The organism is Streptomyces sp. NPDC030893 (genome assembly GCF_055571535.1).
The window spans coordinates 104,030-119,084 of sequence record NZ_JBVIFC010000007.1 but is presented as its reverse complement, the minus strand read 5'-3'; the positions used below and the strand labels follow the sequence as shown (position 1 = coordinate 119,084).

The window sequence follows — 15,055 nt, the reverse complement described above, 5'->3', positions numbered from 1 at the left end:
GCCCCTGGCACCGCACGAAGGCCTACGTCAGTAACTCCGTCGTTCTGATCACCGGCCTGTTCTGAACCCGGCAGGGCCACCCGTGTCGATCTGCGACACTGGTACAGCCATGCCTAAGCCCGGAGAACTTACTTTCGTCGCCCCCCGCGGAGCCAAGAAGCCGCCGCGGCACCTCGCCGATCTCACGCCCGCCGAGCGGAAGGACGCGGTCGTCGAGGCCGGTGAGAAGCCGTTCCGTGCCAAGCAGCTCTCGCAGCACTACTTCGCGCGGTACGCGCACGAGCCGGAGCAGTGGACCGACATCCCCGCCGGTGCGCGCGGCAAGCTCCAGGAGGCGCTGCTTCCGGAGCTGATGACGGTCGTGCGGCACCTGTCGACCGACGAGGGGACGACCCGCAAGACGCTGTGGAAGCTGTTCGACGGGACGCTCGTCGAGTCGGTGCTGATGCGCTACCCGGACCGGGTGACCATGTGCATCAGCTCGCAGGCCGGCTGCGGTATGAACTGCCCGTTCTGCGCGACCGGACAGGCCGGTCTCGACCGGAACCTGTCGACCGCCGAGATCGTGCACCAGATCGTGGACGGGATGCGCGCGCTCCGGGACGGCGAGGTGCCCGGCGGCCCGGCGCGGCTGAGCAACATCGTGTTCATGGGCATGGGTGAGCCGCTCGCCAACTACAAGCGGGTCGTCGGGGCCATCCGCCGGCTCACCGACCCCGAGCCGGACGGGCTCGGGCTGTCGCAGCGGGGGATCACCGTGTCCACCGTCGGCCTCGTCCCGGCCATCCACCGGTTCTCCGACGAGGGCTTCAAGTGCCGGCTCGCGATCTCGCTGCACGCCCCCGACGACGAGCTGCGCGACACCCTCGTCCCCGTGAACACGCGGTGGAAGGTGCGCGAGGTGCTGGACGCCGGGTTCGAGTACGCGGCCAGGTCCGGGCGGCGGCTGTCCATCGAGTACGCGCTCATCCGGGACATCAACGACCAGGCCTGGCGCGGTGACCGTCTCGGGCGGCTGCTCAAGGGCCGGCCCGTGCACGTCAACCTCATCCCGCTCAACCCCACGCCCGGTTCCAAGTGGACCGCCTCCCGCCCCGAGGACGAGAAGGCGTTCGTGGAGGCGATCGCGGCGCACGGTGTGCCGGTGACGATCCGGGACACCCGTGGCCAGGAGATCGACGGGGCGTGCGGTCAGCTCGCCGCGAGCGAGCGGTAGGGTGACCCGAGTAAGGCACGGTTGAGTACATCTTCATATTCCGACAGGGGAGCGCCACAGCGCTGAGAGTGCGGCACCGGCCGCAGACCCTCCGAACCTGGCCCAGGTCATTCTGGGTAGGGAGATCGGTCATCACTCGAGCTGTTGCGCCCTGCCCGGGACTCCGCCCAGGGGTCCCGGGCGGGGCCGCGTCTCTTCCTGGTCACTCCAGGAGGAATCAAGTGGGCATCACCAAGAAGGTCACGGTCCTGGCCGCCGGGCTGGGACTGGTCACGCTGTCCGCGTGCGGGTCGTCCGGCGACGGCGGCACGGGCGACGGCAGCGGCGGCGGGTCCCGGACCGTGACCCTCGTCAGTCACAACTCGTGGGCGGTGTCGGAGGACGTCGTCGCCGCCTTCGAGAAGCAGTCCGGGTACGAGCTCAAGGTCCTCGAGGACGGCGACGCCGGGCAGGCCGTCAACAAGGCCATCCTGACCAAGGACAACCCCCAGGGCGACGTCCTCTTCGGCGTCGACAACACCCTGCTCTCCCGCGCCCTCGACAACGGGCTGTTCCAGCCGTACGAGGCGAAGGGGTCCGACCGGATCCTGCCCGGGTACCGGGTCGACGGGGACAAGAACCGGGTCACGCCCGTCGACACCGGTGACGTGTGCGTCAACTACGACAAGGCGTGGTTCCGGGAGCACGACCTGACCCCGCCGAAGACCTTCGACGACCTGATCAAGCCCGAGTACAAGGACCTCCTGGTCGTCGAGAACGCCTCCACCTCCTCGCCCGGCCTCGGCTTCCTGCTCGGCACCGCGGCCGAGTACGGCGACGAGGGCTGGCCGGACTACTGGAAGAAGCTCAAGGCCAACGGCGTGAAGGTGGCCGGCGGCTGGGAGCAGGCCTACAACGAGGAGTTCTCCGGCTCGGCCGGCGGCCGGAAGGCCGGCGCCGACCGGCCGCTGGTGGTGTCCTACGCCTCCTCGCCGCCCGCCGAGGTCGTCTACGCCGACCCCAGGCCGGACACCGCCCCCACCGGGGTCGCCGAGGACACCTGCTTCCGCCAGGTCGAGTACGCGGGGCTGCTGGACAACGCGGAGAACCCCGAGGGCGGCAAGGCGCTGCTGGACTTCCTGATCGGCAAGAGGTTCCAGGAGGACATGCCGCTCAACATGTTCGTGTACCCGGTGCTGGAGGGCGCCGAGGTGCCCGAGGAGTTCGTGAAGTTCGGGCCGCAGGCGAAGGACCCGCGGACCATGGACCCGGCGAGGATCGCCGAGAACCGTGACCAGTGGGTCAAGTCGTGGACCTCGCTCGTACTGAAGTGACGCGGGCCGCGGCGAAGCGGCGCGCGGGCGCGGCGCGGCTCGGCCTGATGGCCGTGCCCGTCGCGTTCTTCGCCGTCTTCTTCGCCTATCCCGTCGCCGCGATCGTCGCGCGCGGGCTGAAGACCGACGGGAGCTGGCAGTTCGGCCGGATCGCGGACGTACTGGCGCAGCCGGACATCCGTCAGGTGCTGTGGTTCACCACCTGGCAGGCGCTCGCCTCGACCGCGCTCACGCTGCTGATCGCCCTGCCCGCCGCCTATGTCTTCGCCCGGTTCGACTTCCCCGGCAAGCAGGTGCTGCGGGCCGTGGTCACCGTGCCGTTCGTGCTGCCGACGGTCGTCGTCGGCACGGCCTTCATGGCGCTGGTCGGACGCGGCGGACTCCTCGACGACCTGCGGGGGGTGCGGCTGGACACCACCGTGTGGGCGATCCTGCTCGCGCACGTCTTCTTCAACTACGCCGTCGTCGTACGCACCGTGGGCGGGCTGTGGTCGCAGCTGGACCCGCGGCAGGAGGAGGCCGCGCGGATGCTCGGCGCCTCGCGGTTCGCGGCCTGGCGGCGCGTCACCCTGCCCGCGCTCGCGCCGGCCGTGGCCGCCGCCGCGCTGATGGTCTTCCTGTTCACCTTCACCTCCTTCGGTGTGGTGCAGATCCTGGGCGGGCCCGCCTTCTCCACCCTCGAAGTGGAGATCTACCGGCAGACCTCCGAGATCTTCGACCTGTCCACGGCCGCCGTCCTGACGATGATCCAGTTCGCCGCCGTGGGATCGATCCTCGCCCTGCACGCCTGGACCGTGCGCCGCCGGGAGACCGCGCTGCGGCTGGTGGACGCCTCGGTCACCGCGAGCCGGCCGCGCGGCGCCGGACAGCGGGCGCTGCTCGGCGCGGTCGTCGCCACCGTCGCCGTCCTGATCCTGCTGCCCCTCGCCGTGCTGGTGGAGCGGTCCTTCGGCGACGCCGGTCTCGGCTACTACCGGGCGCTGACGGCGGACGACGGGGGAGTGTTCCTGGTCCCGCCCATCGAGGCGGTCGGCAACTCGCTGCAGTACGCCGTCGCCGCCACCGCCATCGCCGTGGTGATCGGCGGTCTCGCGGCCGTCGTGCTGACCCGGCGGGACGCGGGCCGGCTGGTGCGCGGGTTCGACGCGCTGCTGATGCTGCCGCTCGGGGTGTCCGCGGTGACCGTCGGCTTCGGTTTCCTGATCGCCCTCGACGAGCCGCCGCTGGACCTGCGCGCCTCCTGGATCCTGGTCCCGCTCGCCCAGGCGCTGGTCGGCGTCCCCTTCGTCGTACGGACCATGCTGCCGGTGCTGCGGGCCGTGGACGTACGGCTGCGGGAGGCGGCGGCGGTGCTCGGGGCGTCGCCGTGGCGGGCCTGGCGCGAGGTGGACCTGCCGATGGTGCGGCGGGCGCTGCTGATCGCGGCCGGGTTCGCCTTCGCGGTGTCGCTGGGCGAGTTCGGGGCCACGGTGTTCATCGCCCGGCCGGAGAACCCGACCCTGCCGGTGGCCGTGGCGCGGCTGCTCGGGCGTCCCGGGGACCTCAACTACGGCCAGGCGATGGCCCTGTCGACGATTCTGATGATCGTGTGCGCGGTGGCGCTGCTGGTGCTGGAGCGCCTGCGCACCGACCGGACCGGGGAGTTCTAGATGCTGCTGAGCCTTCAGGCCGCGACCGTCCGCTTCGGCGGGCGGGCGGTGCTGGACGCCGTCGACCTGGGGGTCGCCGAGCACGAGATCGTCTGTGTGCTCGGGCCCAGCGGCAGCGGGAAGTCGACCCTGCTGCGGGCGGTGGCCGGGCTGCAGCCCCTCGACGCGGGGCGGATCCTGCTCGACGGGCGCGACCAGGCGGGCGTGCCCGCGCACAGGCGCGGGGTCGGGCTGATGTTCCAGGACCACCAGCTCTTCCCGCAGCGGGACGTGGCCGGCAACGTCGCCTTCGGACTGCGGATGCACGGCGCCGGCCGGGGCGAACAGAGGGAACGCGTACGGGAGTTGCTCGACCTCGTAGGGCTGCCGGGGGCGGCCGGGCGGGCGGTGGCCGCACTGTCCGGGGGTGAGCAGCAGCGCGTCGCGCTGGCCCGTGCCCTCGCCCCGAGCCCCCGGCTGCTGATGCTGGACGAGCCGCTCGGACAGCTCGACCGGTCGCTCAGGGAACGCCTCGTCGTCGAACTGCGGGAGCTGTTCGGCCGGTTGGGCACCACCGTGCTCGCGGTCACGCACGACCAGGGGGAGGCGTTCGCGCTGGCGGACCGGGTGGTGGTGATGCGGGACGGGCGGATCGCCCAGTCCGGTACACCGCTTCAGGTGTGGCAGCGGCCGGCCGACGCCTTCGTGGCGCGCTTCCTCGGCTTCGAGAACGTCGTCGAGGCGTCGGTGGCGGGCGGGGCCGCCGTGACACCGTGGGGCAAGGTCCCGGTGCCGGAGGGCACCCCGCAGGGCACGCGGACCCTGCTCGTCCGGCCGGCCGGTGTCCGGCTGGTCCCGGCCGGCGAGGGCCTGCGCTGCACGGTGGCCGCGCGCACCTTCCGCGGCACCCATGTCGCCGTCCGCCTCCGGCCCGGGGACGACGCGCCCCGCCTGGAGGCGGCCTGCCCGCTCAGGTCGGCGCCGGAGGTCGGGGACGTGGTCGGAGTGGAGTTCGACGAGGCGGAAATCGCTGTGCTGGGGTGAGCGCGGCTCCTTAGGGTGTGCGGTATGAATCGACTCGCGCACGACCGCTACTGCCAGGAGATCGCCGGGCAGGTGGCGCTGTTGCGGACCGTCGTGACGTCGGCCGCCGACCTGTCCGGCACGGTGCCGACCACCCCCGACTGGTCCCTGGAACAGCTCGTACGGCATGTCGGCGGCGCCCTGCGCTGGGCGGCGCTGATGGTGCGCACCGGGGCCGACGACGAGATCCCCGAGGAGCGGGTGCCGGGATTCGAGGGACCGGGGGAGTGGGGCGATCGCGGTGCGCTGGACGCGTGGCTGGCGGAGTCCGGCGAGCTGATCGTCGGCGACCTGCGCAGGGCCGGTCCGGAGGCGGAGGTGTGGAGCTGGGCGGGCGTCTGCGACGCCGGGTTCTGGGCCCGCCGTATGACGCACGAGCTGATCGTCCACCGCGCGGACGCGGCCCTCGCCGCCGGGCTGCCCTTCGAGGTCGCGCCCGATGTCGCCGCCGACGCCGTCGACGAGTGGCTGGAGATCGTGGAGTGGGCGCAGCGGACGCTGCCGGACGACGAGGTGCACGAACTGCGCGGGCCCCGGCGCACCATCCATCTGCACGCCACGGACACCGAGGCGGAGTGGCTGATCGAACTCACCGAGGAGGGCGTCTCCTGGCGCCGTGACCATGAGAAGGCCACGGTGGCCCTGCGCGGACCGCTCACGCCGGTGCTGCTGGCCTTCTACCGCCGGCTGCCGCTGGACGCCCCCGGACTCGAGGTCCTCGGGGACCGGAGGCTGCTGGAGTTCTGGCTGGACCGGGCGACGTTCGGCTGAGCGGTTCCGGCGACGCGAACGGCCCGCCCCCGGCAGGGGACGGGCCGTCCTGGTGTGCCGGAGGCGTCAGCGCTCGCTCTTCGTCCCGCGGCGGCGCATGCCGAAGAAGATCGCGCCACCGCCGACGGCGACGAACGCGGCCGCGATACCGGCGATCAGGCCGGTGTTGGAGTCGGCACCGGTCTCGGCGAGGTTGGAATCACCGGCCGGGGACGGCGCGTTGCTCGAGGTGTCCGCCGGAGGGGTGCTCTCGCTCTCCGACGCGGACGGGGCCGGAGAGCCCGGCTCCTCGGCCGAGGTCGACGGGTCCTGCGCGGGGGTGGAGGGCGAAGGAGCCGGAGGCTCCTCCTCCGTCTTCCTGCAGGGCGTCGCCGGAGTGGTCAGGTTCGGCTCGATGTCCTCGTCCACGTACGGCGTCGCCTTGACGTGGATGCGGTACTCGGCGTTGGGCTTCCAGTCCTCCTCGAAGGTGATGGTGGTGCCCTCGCTGGAGCCCCTGACCACCTGCTCGCCGACCTTCTGCAGGTCGGCGCCGTTGTTCTGCAGGAACACGGAGACGGTGGCGGGGACGCCGGTGGGGTCGACGTCGGTGACGGTGATGACACCGTTGTCACCGACGCACTTGGCCTCGGCCGAGAACTCGTTGATGTCGCAGGCCGCCGCGCTGCCTGCGATACCGAGCGTGAGCGCGGCGGACGCGGAGACGACACCGAGGGCGCGGACGGAGCGCGTCACGGTGCGGCGGGATACGGACAGAACAGCCACGTTTGTCCTTTACGGGGGATGCGCAAATGCTGGGGGTTGAGGGAGTGGTGACGGGGCATCAGCACTCCCATGAGGCCCCCAGGTCTATAAGCGGCGCATAAGTAGTGTCAACGCATATGCCGATCGCAGGCCCGGGCTTTGCCCTTTTATTAACCGCCCAGACGTTTCAACGCCTCCGGGGCCTCCTCGATCCGGTCCACCAGGGCGATCCGCGCGTCCATCGAGCGCTCCCGGGCGAGCGACCGCAGCAGCGGCCAGGCCGGCAGCCTCTCCGTCCAGTGCGCCCGGTTCACCAGCACCATGGGCGTCGGTTCACCGCGCGACTCGTAGTAGTTCGGCGTCGCGTTGTCGAAGATCTCCTGTACGGTGCCGGCCGCGCCGGGCAGGAACACCACGCCCGCGTTGCAGCGGGCCAGCAGGCCGTCCTCGCGCGTGGCGTTGGCGAAGTACTTGGCGATGTGGGAGGCGAAGGCGTTCGGCGGCTCGTGGCCGTAGAACCACGTCGGGATGCCGATCGAGTGGTTGCCCTGCGGCCAGCGGGTGCGCACCTCGAAGGCGGCGCGCGCCCAGTCGGTGACCGAGGGTATGAACGACGGTGCGGACGCGAGGAGTTCGCAGGCCTCGGCCAGCACCGCCGCGTCGTAGGGAGCCGCGTAGGCGCCGAGGTTCGCCGCCTCCATCGCGCCCGGGCCGCCGCCCGTCGCCACGGTGAACCCGGCGTGGGTCAGCGCCCGTCCGAGCCGTGCGGCTCCCAGGAACTCCTCGCTTCCGCGGGTCATCGCGTGACCGCCCATGACGCCCACCACCCGTGCACCGCGCAGGAGTTCGTCGAGGGCGTCGGACATGGAGTCGTCGTGCACCGCGCGCAGCATGGAGGCGAAGATGTCGCCGTCGGCCTTGGTCCGCTGGAACCAGGCGTAGGCCAGCGCGTCCGGAGTCGCCTCGTAGCCCTTGTCGAGCGAGGCGAACAGCTCGCCGGGCGTGTAGAGATGCCCCCGGTACGGATCGAAGGGCAGGCCCGGGAGGGGCGGCAGCACCAGTGCGCCGTCGGTGCGGAGCTTCTCGGCCGCGTCCGGGCGCATCCGGCAGCCGAGGAAGACCGCCTCGGCGGTGTCCGTGGTGAGCAACTCCCGGGTCCGGTCGGTCAGATCGACGGCCTGGACGCGGAACCCGGAGAGCGTGCCGCGCGACGAGACGACCGCGTCGAACTCCTCGAGCGTCTCGATCTCACGGTCCCCGTGATGGACGGCATGGGCGGGACTGGTCTGCACTCGCCCATGCTAAGTCCGTTGTTCCTCAGCCCTCGACGGCCGCCGGGTCCATCCACACGACCTCCCAGGTGTGGCCGTCGAGGTCGTCGAAGGAGCGGCCGTACATGAAGCCGTGGTCCTGGGTCTCGCCGGCCGTCGACCCGCCCGCCGCCAGGGCCTTCTCCACCAGCTCGTCGACCTTCTCGCGGCTCTCGGCGCTCAGCGCGATCAGCACCTCGCTGCTCTTCGTGGCGTCCGCGATCTCCTTCTTCGTGAACTCCGCGTACTTCTGCTTGGTCAGCAGCATCGCGATGATCGTGTCGCTGATCACGACCGATGCGGCGGTCTCGTCGCTGAACTGCGGGTTGATGACGTAGCCGAGCTCCGTGAAGAACTTCTTCGAGGCGTCGAGGTCGTCGACGGCCAGGTTCACGAAGATCATCTGCTGGTACATGGCTGGGCCTCTCCCGTTCGGTTCCGTAGCGTTCGTGAGGGTAGACAGGCGGCCCGCGCGAAACTCATCGGCTCGCGGAGAATTTTTTGTGATCGGTTCTCCGCACGGCCCTCAGCCGGTCAGCGGCCACGTCGACAGCTCCGCCACGACCACCGACAACGGCCCGAACAGCGCCAGCAGCGCACCCGCGCGGAGCGCGGCCGCCTTGCGCAGGGTCACCGGGGGCGCCCCCAGGCGCCGGAGCGCGGCGGTCGTCTCGGCGCGGGTCTGCCTGGTCTCGACGGCCGCGGTCAGCAGGGTCGCCACCGTGCAGCCGGCCACCAGCAGCACTCCGAGCGCGACGAGCGGAGCGGACGAGGCGTCCTCGCGGTCGTGCAGCGAGGCCATGGCGTACGCGGCCGCCATCACCGCGCAGACCACCCCCAGCGGGCGCCCGATGCGCGTGGCCTCGGTCATGAGCACCCGTCCGGCCAGCAGCCGCAGGGCACCCGGGCGGGCCGTCTGGAGCAGCCGGCCGCACAGATGCGTCAGGCCGGGACCGGCGAGGGCCAGTCCGACACAGGCCAGCGCCAGCCCGAGCAGCGCGGCCGGCCGGTCGCCCGGCGTGCCGGGGCCCGGACGGCTCGCGAAGGCCTCGACGGCCAGCCCCACCGCCAGCACCGTGATGCCCCACGGCAGCCCGGGCGGCGGAGCCGGCGGGACGGCGGGCGGAACGTCGGCGGCCTCGGGCGCGCTGCCGGTGGCGTCCGCGGCCTCCGCGGTGCCCTCCCGCTCCGGTGCCGCCACGGCCGTACGCCGGCCGCGCGACGACGCCCCGAACTGCTTGCCGAACCTGCCGTACGCCCCGAAGGACTCCAGTGCCGCCGTGCGCCGGTACGCGCCGAACCGGCCGTACGCGCGTGTCACCCGGGGAACGCCCGCCACCGGCTCGCGCGGCCGCAGCGCCACCGCCACCGCCGCCGACGCGCTCAGCGGCACCAGCGCCAGCAGGGTCAGTGCCGCCGGCAGCGGAAGCGGCCGGCCGGCCGCGAGGAAGTCGGTGCCGGAGCTGTCGAAGGGCAGGGCCGTGAGGTCGCCCCGCAGCTGGAGGAAGACCAGCAGCGCCAGCGCCGAGCCCAGCAGGCAGGACAGGGCCGTGGTGGCCGCGGAGATCGCCATGAGCCGGGCGGGACCGAGACCGACCGCCGACAGACCGGGCCTGGGCCGGGTGCCCGGATCGGTGCGGGCGACCGCGACCGCGAAGTACACCGTGGCGGCCAGCGGGGCCGCGCACCAGGCCAGCCGGAGCGCGGAGACGGACGGGTCCGGGTGGGCCAGGGCATGGCCGAGGGCGCTCAGCAGCAGGAAGCCCGTGCCGGCCGACGCGGCCGCGACGAGGAGCCGGCGCAGCTGGACGGCGGGGTGGGCGCCGAGGCTCAGACGGAGAGCGAGCACGCCGCCCGGCCTTCCGTCTCGGCCGCCCCGGGGACCGGCGGCAGGTGGACGGTGCGCACGCGCCGCCCGTCGAGCAGCGACACGGTGCGGTCGGCCAGGGCCGCGGTCTGCGCCTCGTGCGTGGCGAGGACCACGGTGATGCCGTGGGAGCGGGCGGCGGTGGTGAGCGTGCGCAGGACGTGCGCGCGGTCGACCCGGTGCAGGGGGGCGGTCGGCTCGTCGGCGAACAGCACCGAGGGCGCCGGGGCGAGGGCGCGGGCGATGCACACCCGCTGCCGCTCGGCGTGCGTCAGCTCGTCGGGGTGTCTGCGGGCCCTGTCACCGATGTCCAGGCGCTCCAGCCACTCCAGGGCCGCCGTCTTGGCGCGGCGCCGGCCGGTGCCGCGCAGCATCAGCGGCAGGGCGGCGTTCTCCCAGACGTTCAGCTCCGCCACGAGCAGCGGGGCCGGGTCGATCCAGCCGAAGCGGTCCCGGCGCAGCCGCTCGCGGGCGACCGGGCTCATGGTGTGCACGGGCACGCTGTTGAACCAGACCTCGCCGCTCTTCACGGGCAGCAGGCCGGACAGACAGCGCAGCAGGGTGGTCTTGCCGCTGCCGCGCGGGCCGCCGACGGCGAGGATCTCGCCCTCCCGGACGCCGAGCGAGACCCCGCTCAGTCCGGGTGAGCCGTCGTCGTGCCGGAAGTGCAGGGCACGCGCCCAGAGCACGTCGTTGTCCGGTGGGGCCACCATGGCGTACACCTCGGTTCGGATCGGAAATGCCGTGCGCGATGAGGGGATGTCCCCCGTCCGGGGGAACGAAGGCGCGGCCGATCGGTCACAGGCACGCTAGGCAGGTAAGGGCGGATGGTCGGACAGTACGCGGCCCCGGACCGCCGTTTCTCACTCGAACGGGCGGCACCGGGGCCGGTGTTGATCATCCAGAAGGAAGATCGGGAACTCGGACGGCCTACAGCTTGGTCCACGCCTCCGAGAGGGTGGCGCGCAGGATCTGCTCGATCTCGTCGAAGGTCTCCTGGTTGGAGATCAGCGGCGGGGCGAGCTGGACGACCGGGTCGCCGCGGTCGTCGGCACGGCAGTACAGGCCGTTCTCGAAGAGCTTCTTCGACAGGAAGCCGTACAGCACGCGCTCGGTCTCGTCGGCGTCGAAGGACTCCTTGGTGTCCTTGTCCTTGACCAGCTCGATGCCGTAGAAGAAGCCGTTGCCGCGCACGTCGCCGACGATCGGCAGGTCGTGCAGCTTCTCCAGGGTGGCGCGGAAGGCGCCCTCGTTGTCGAGCACGTGCCGGTTGAGGCCCTCGCGCTCGAACAGGTCGAGGTTGGCGATTCCGACGGCGGCGGAGACCGGGTGGCCGCCGAAGGTGTAGCCGTGCAGGAAGGTGTTGTCGCCCTTGTAGAACGGCTCGGCGAGCCGGTCGGAGATGATGCAGGCGCCGATCGGGGAGTAGCCCGAGGTCATGCCCTTGGCGCAGGTGATCATGTCCGGCACGTAGCCGAACTTGTCGCAGGCGAAGGTGGTGCCGAGGCGGCCGAAGGCGCAGATGACCTCGTCGGAGACGAGCAGCACGTCGTACTGGTCGCAGATCTCGCGCACGCGCTGGAAGTAGCCGGGCGGGGGCGGGAAGCAGCCGCCGGCGTTCTGCACCGGCTCCAGGAAGACCGCCGCGACCGTGTCCGGGCCCTCGAAGAGGATCTGCTGCTCGATCTGGTCGGCGGCCCAGCGGCCGAACGCCTCCGGGTCGTCACCGAAGAGCGGGGCGCGGTAGATGTTGGTGTTGGGCACCTTGTGCGCGCCCGGCACCAGCGGCTCGAACGGGGCCTTCAGACCCGGCAGTCCGGTGATGGACAGGGCGCCCTGCGGGGTGCCGTGGTAGGCCACCGCGCGGGATATGACCTTGTACTTGGTCGGCTTGCCGACGAGCTTGAAGTACTGCTTGGCGAGCTTCCAGGCGGTCTCCACCGCCTCGCCGCCGCCGGTGGTGAAGAAGACCTTGTTGAGGTCGCCCGGCGCCTCGTGCGCGAGCCGCTCCGCGAGTTCCACGGCCTTGGGGTGGGCGTAGGACCACACGGGGAAGAAGGCCAGCTCCTGCGCCTGCTTGGCGGCGGTCTCGGCGAGTTCCTGACGGCCGTGACCCGCCTGCACCACGAACAGCCCCGCGAGGCCGTCGAGGTAGCGCTTGCCCTTGTCGTCGTAGATGTGGGTGCCCTCGCCCCGGACGATCGTGGGGACGGGGGAGTTCTCGTACGAGGACATGCGGGTGAAGTGCATCCACAGGTGGTCGTACGCGGACTTGCTGAGATCCTCGGTGCTGTCGGTGCTCACGGTTATCGGGTTCCCCACATGTAGGTCTGCTTCTTGAGCTTGAGGTAGACGAAACTCTCGGTGGAACGCACTCCGGGGACGGCGCGGATGCGCCGGTTGATGACCTCCAGGAGGTGGTCGTCGTCCTCGCAGACGATCTCGACCATGAGGTCGAAGGACCCCGCGGTCATCACCACGTACTCGCACTCGTCCATGGCGGTCAGCGCGTCGGCCACGGACTCCACGTCGCCCTCCACGTTGACCCCGACCATCGCCTGCCGGCGGAAGCCCACGGTGAGCGGGTCCGTGACGGCGACGATCTGCATCACGCCCTGGTCGAGCAGTTTCTGGACGCGCTGGCGCACGGCCGCCTCCGACAGACCCACGGCCTTGCCGATGGCGGCGTAGGGCCGGCGGCCGTCCTCCTGGAGCTGCTCGATGATGGCGAGGGAGACGGCGTCCAACTGGGGACCGCCGCCGTTCTTGGACTCGCGGGAGTCCTTCGGGTCTGCGCTTCGACTGGCCACGGTGCCACTGTGCACGACGTATCGACAGTTTCGCAAGGCGTAATCGATGAAATTCGTTGTCTGCGTGGTCTCGACGTACGGATTTCGCAGGAGCGGGGCGGGTGGGGGTGTTGAAAACGACAGCCGTCGGTTTAGGGTGGGTGTCTCAGAGGGTGGACGCCCGGACAACTCGTCCCCGAACACCTCGGACACACCGACAAGGATCACCAGGAGGGCCTGCAGTGAGCACCGAGCTGCGTCGTCTGCGCAACTACATCGGCGGGGAGTTCCGGGACGCCGCCGACGGACGGACCACCGAGGTGGTCAACCCCGCGACGGGCGAGGCGTACGCGACCGCTCCGCTCTCCGGGCAGGCGGATGTGGACGCCGCGATGGCGGCCGCGGCCGAGGCGTTCCCGGGCTGGCGCGACACCACTCCGGCCGAGCGGCAGAAGGCGCTGCTGAAGATCGCGGACGCCTTCGAGGAGCGCGCCGAGGAACTCATCGCGGCCGAGGTGGAGAACACGGGCAAGCCCATCGGGCTGACCCGCACCGAGGAGATCCCGCCGATGGTGGACCAGATCCGCTTCTTCGCGGGCGCGGCGCGGATGCTCGAGGGCCGCTCGGCCGGCGAGTACATGGAGGGCCTGACCTCCATCGTGCGCCGTGAGCCGGTCGGCGTCTGCGCGCAGGTCGCGCCGTGGAACTACCCGATGATGATGGCCGTGTGGAAGTTCGCCCCGGCGATCGCCGCGGGCAACACGGTGGTGCTGAAGCCCTCGGACACCACCCCCGCCTCCACGGTCCTGCTCGCCGAGATCCTCGGCTCGGTGCTGCCCAAGGGCGTCTTCAACGTCATCTGCGGCGACCGTGACACCGGCCGGCTGATGGTCGAGCACCCGACTCCGGCGATGGCCTCCATCACCGGTTCGGTGCGGGCCGGCATGTCGGTCGCCGAGTCCGCCTCCAAGGACCTCAAGCGGGTCCACCTGGAGCTGGGCGGCAAGGCCCCGGTCGTCGTCTTCGAGGACACCGACATCGCGGGTGCCGTCGCGGGCATCTCGGAGGCCGGCTTCTTCAACGCCGGCCAGGACTGCACGGCCGCCACGCGCGTGCTGGTCCACGAGTCGATCCACGACGAGTTCGTCTCCGCGCTCGCCAAGGCGGCCGCGGACACCAGGACGGGTCTGCCGGACGACGAGGACGTGCTGTTCGGCCCGCTCAACAACGCCAACCAGCTCGCGCAGGTCGAGGGCTTCATCGAGCGGCTGCCCGCGCACGCGCGCGTGGAGGCCGGCGGCAAGCGGGTCGGCGACAAGGGCTACTTCTACGCGCCGACCGTCGTCTCCGGTCTGAACCAGGACGACGAGATCATCCAGAAGGAGGTCTTCGGCCCGGTCATCACCGTCCAGCGCTTCACCGACGAGGACCAGGCCGTCGAGTTCGCCAACGGCGTGGAGTACGCGCTGGCGTCCTCGGTGTGGACCAAGGACCACTCCCGCGCGATGCGCATGTCCAAGAAGCTCGACTTCGGCTGCGTGTGGATCAACACCCACATCCCGCTGGTCGCGGAGATGCCGCACGGCGGCTTCAAGAAGTCCGGCTACGGCAAGGACCTCTCGGCGTACGGCTTCGACGACTACACCCGGATCAAGCACGTCATGACGTCCCTGGACGCATAGGCGTCGAAGCGTCGGCCCCGGACGGTGCGTCACCGTCCGGGGCCGACGTGTCTCCAGGGGCCGGACCCATTTTTGAACATGTTCAACTCTCGGCGTACGCTGCTGCCATGAGCGACAGAGCCGCCCTGCTCAAGGGCATTCGCGCCTGGCTGGTGTTCTTCGTCGTCTGCCTGGTGCTCAGCGGCGTCACGGCGTTCCCCCTGGTGCACGAACTGCGCTGGGCCGAGGAAGCGCTCCGTTCCCTGGGCGCACCGGACCACCTCCCCGGCCTCATGGACTGGATCGAGCGCGTACGCGAGGGACTCGACACCGCCGACGCCGAATACCCCTTCCTCCTCTACGGAACGGACTGGCTCGCCTTCGCCCACCTCGTGATCGCGGTCGCCTTTTACGGGCCCTACCGCGACCCCGTCCGCAACATCTGGGTCATCGAGTTCGGCATGATCGCCTGCGCCGGCATCATCCCGCTCGCCCTGGTCTGCGGCCCGATCCGCGGCATCCCCTTCTGGTGGAGCGTCATCGACATGGCGTTCGGCGTGTTCGGCGTGATCCCGCTGTACCTCGTGCGCAGGAAGATCAAGCGCCTGGAGGCGCTCGGGCCCGGAACGTGGCGCATTGCCGCCGTTGACCGTGTCCCCGGCCCGTGACACGG

General features: G+C 71.2%; 14 protein-coding genes and 1 riboswitch. Of the genes, 7 read left to right on the top strand and 7 right to left on the bottom strand.

The features are described from left to right. Positions 1 to 109 precede the first annotated feature (109 nt). From rlmN to ACZ434_RS16070, 5 genes are all read left to right on the top strand, one after another. On the top strand, positions 110 to 1,216 hold the full coding sequence (gene rlmN, locus ACZ434_RS16090) for a dual-specificity RNA methyltransferase RlmN (protein WP_468456091.1): 1,107 nt from the start codon (positions 110 to 112) through the stop codon (positions 1,214 to 1,216). 35 nt (positions 1,217 to 1,251) lie between these two features. Beyond that, positions 1,252 to 1,357, top strand: a riboswitch (TPP riboswitch). Positions 1,358 to 1,437: 80 nt separating this feature from the next. Continuing rightward, positions 1,438 to 2,529, top strand: coding sequence for a thiamine ABC transporter substrate-binding protein (locus tag ACZ434_RS16085; RefSeq protein ID WP_468456089.1), 1,092 nt, complete (start codon positions 1,438 to 1,440; stop codon positions 2,527 to 2,529). 47 nt (positions 2,530 to 2,576) lie between these two features. After that, positions 2,577 to 4,178: an ABC transporter permease gene (locus tag ACZ434_RS16080; RefSeq protein ID WP_468456391.1), complete on the top strand. Its 1,602-nt coding sequence runs from the start codon at positions 2,577 to 2,579 to the stop codon at positions 4,176 to 4,178. Beyond that, on the top strand, positions 4,179 to 5,201 hold the full coding sequence (locus ACZ434_RS16075; RefSeq protein ID WP_468456087.1) for an ABC transporter ATP-binding protein: 1,023 nt from the start codon (positions 4,179 to 4,181) through the stop codon (positions 5,199 to 5,201). It abuts the gene before it with no gap. Positions 5,202 to 5,225: 24 nt separating this feature from the next. Then, the gene (locus tag ACZ434_RS16070) at positions 5,226 to 6,011 is read left to right on the top strand and encodes a maleylpyruvate isomerase family mycothiol-dependent enzyme (protein ID WP_468456085.1); all 786 of its coding nucleotides are present in this window, start codon (positions 5,226 to 5,228) and stop codon (positions 6,009 to 6,011) included. A gap of 66 nt (positions 6,012 to 6,077) precedes the next feature. On the opposite strand, the gene ACZ434_RS16065 is transcribed toward ACZ434_RS16070, so the two are convergent. The 7 genes from ACZ434_RS16065 to ACZ434_RS16035 form a co-directional block, all read right to left on the bottom strand. After that, positions 6,078 to 6,746, bottom strand: coding sequence for an LAETG motif-containing sortase-dependent surface protein (locus tag ACZ434_RS16065; protein WP_468456083.1), 669 nt, complete (start codon positions 6,744 to 6,746; stop codon positions 6,078 to 6,080). 179 nt (positions 6,747 to 6,925) lie between these two features. Then, a complete protein-coding gene (locus tag ACZ434_RS16060) occupies positions 6,926 to 8,047 on the bottom strand; it encodes an LOG family protein (protein ID WP_468456081.1) in 1,122 nt (373 codons plus the stop codon). 25 nt (positions 8,048 to 8,072) lie between these two features. Beyond that, on the bottom strand, positions 8,073 to 8,480 hold the full coding sequence (locus ACZ434_RS16055) for a VOC family protein (RefSeq protein WP_468456079.1): 408 nt from the start codon (positions 8,478 to 8,480) through the stop codon (positions 8,073 to 8,075). Between the two features lie 111 nt (positions 8,481 to 8,591). Next, positions 8,592 to 9,914, bottom strand: coding sequence for a hypothetical protein (locus ACZ434_RS16050; protein ID WP_468456077.1), 1,323 nt, complete (start codon positions 9,912 to 9,914; stop codon positions 8,592 to 8,594). Continuing rightward, positions 9,896 to 10,645, bottom strand: a complete 750-nt coding sequence (locus ACZ434_RS16045; protein WP_468456075.1) for an ABC transporter ATP-binding protein — start codon at positions 10,643 to 10,645, stop codon at positions 9,896 to 9,898. The genes ACZ434_RS16050 and ACZ434_RS16045 overlap by 19 nt, the downstream gene beginning before the upstream one ends. Positions 10,646 to 10,862: 217 nt before the next feature. Beyond that, positions 10,863 to 12,236, bottom strand: a complete 1,374-nt coding sequence (locus ACZ434_RS16040) for an aspartate aminotransferase family protein (RefSeq protein WP_468456073.1) — start codon at positions 12,234 to 12,236, stop codon at positions 10,863 to 10,865. Positions 12,237 to 12,238: 2 nt separating this feature from the next. Then, positions 12,239 to 12,757 (bottom strand): Lrp/AsnC family transcriptional regulator, encoded by a 519-nt coding sequence (locus ACZ434_RS16035; protein ID WP_344565635.1) that lies wholly within the window; start codon positions 12,755 to 12,757, stop codon positions 12,239 to 12,241. A gap of 206 nt (positions 12,758 to 12,963) precedes the next feature. On the opposite strand from ACZ434_RS16035, the gene ACZ434_RS16030 reads away from it, so the two are divergent. Both ACZ434_RS16030 and ACZ434_RS16025 read left to right on the top strand, forming a co-directional pair. Next, positions 12,964 to 14,403 carry a gamma-aminobutyraldehyde dehydrogenase gene (locus ACZ434_RS16030; RefSeq protein ID WP_468456071.1) on the top strand — a complete coding sequence of 480 codons (1,440 nt, stop codon included), beginning with the start codon at positions 12,964 to 12,966 and terminating at the stop codon, positions 14,401 to 14,403. A 107-nt stretch (positions 14,404 to 14,510) separates the two neighbouring features. Then, positions 14,511 to 15,050, top strand: coding sequence for a hypothetical protein (locus ACZ434_RS16025; protein WP_468456069.1), 540 nt, complete (start codon positions 14,511 to 14,513; stop codon positions 15,048 to 15,050). Positions 15,051 to 15,055: the final 5 nt, after the last annotated feature.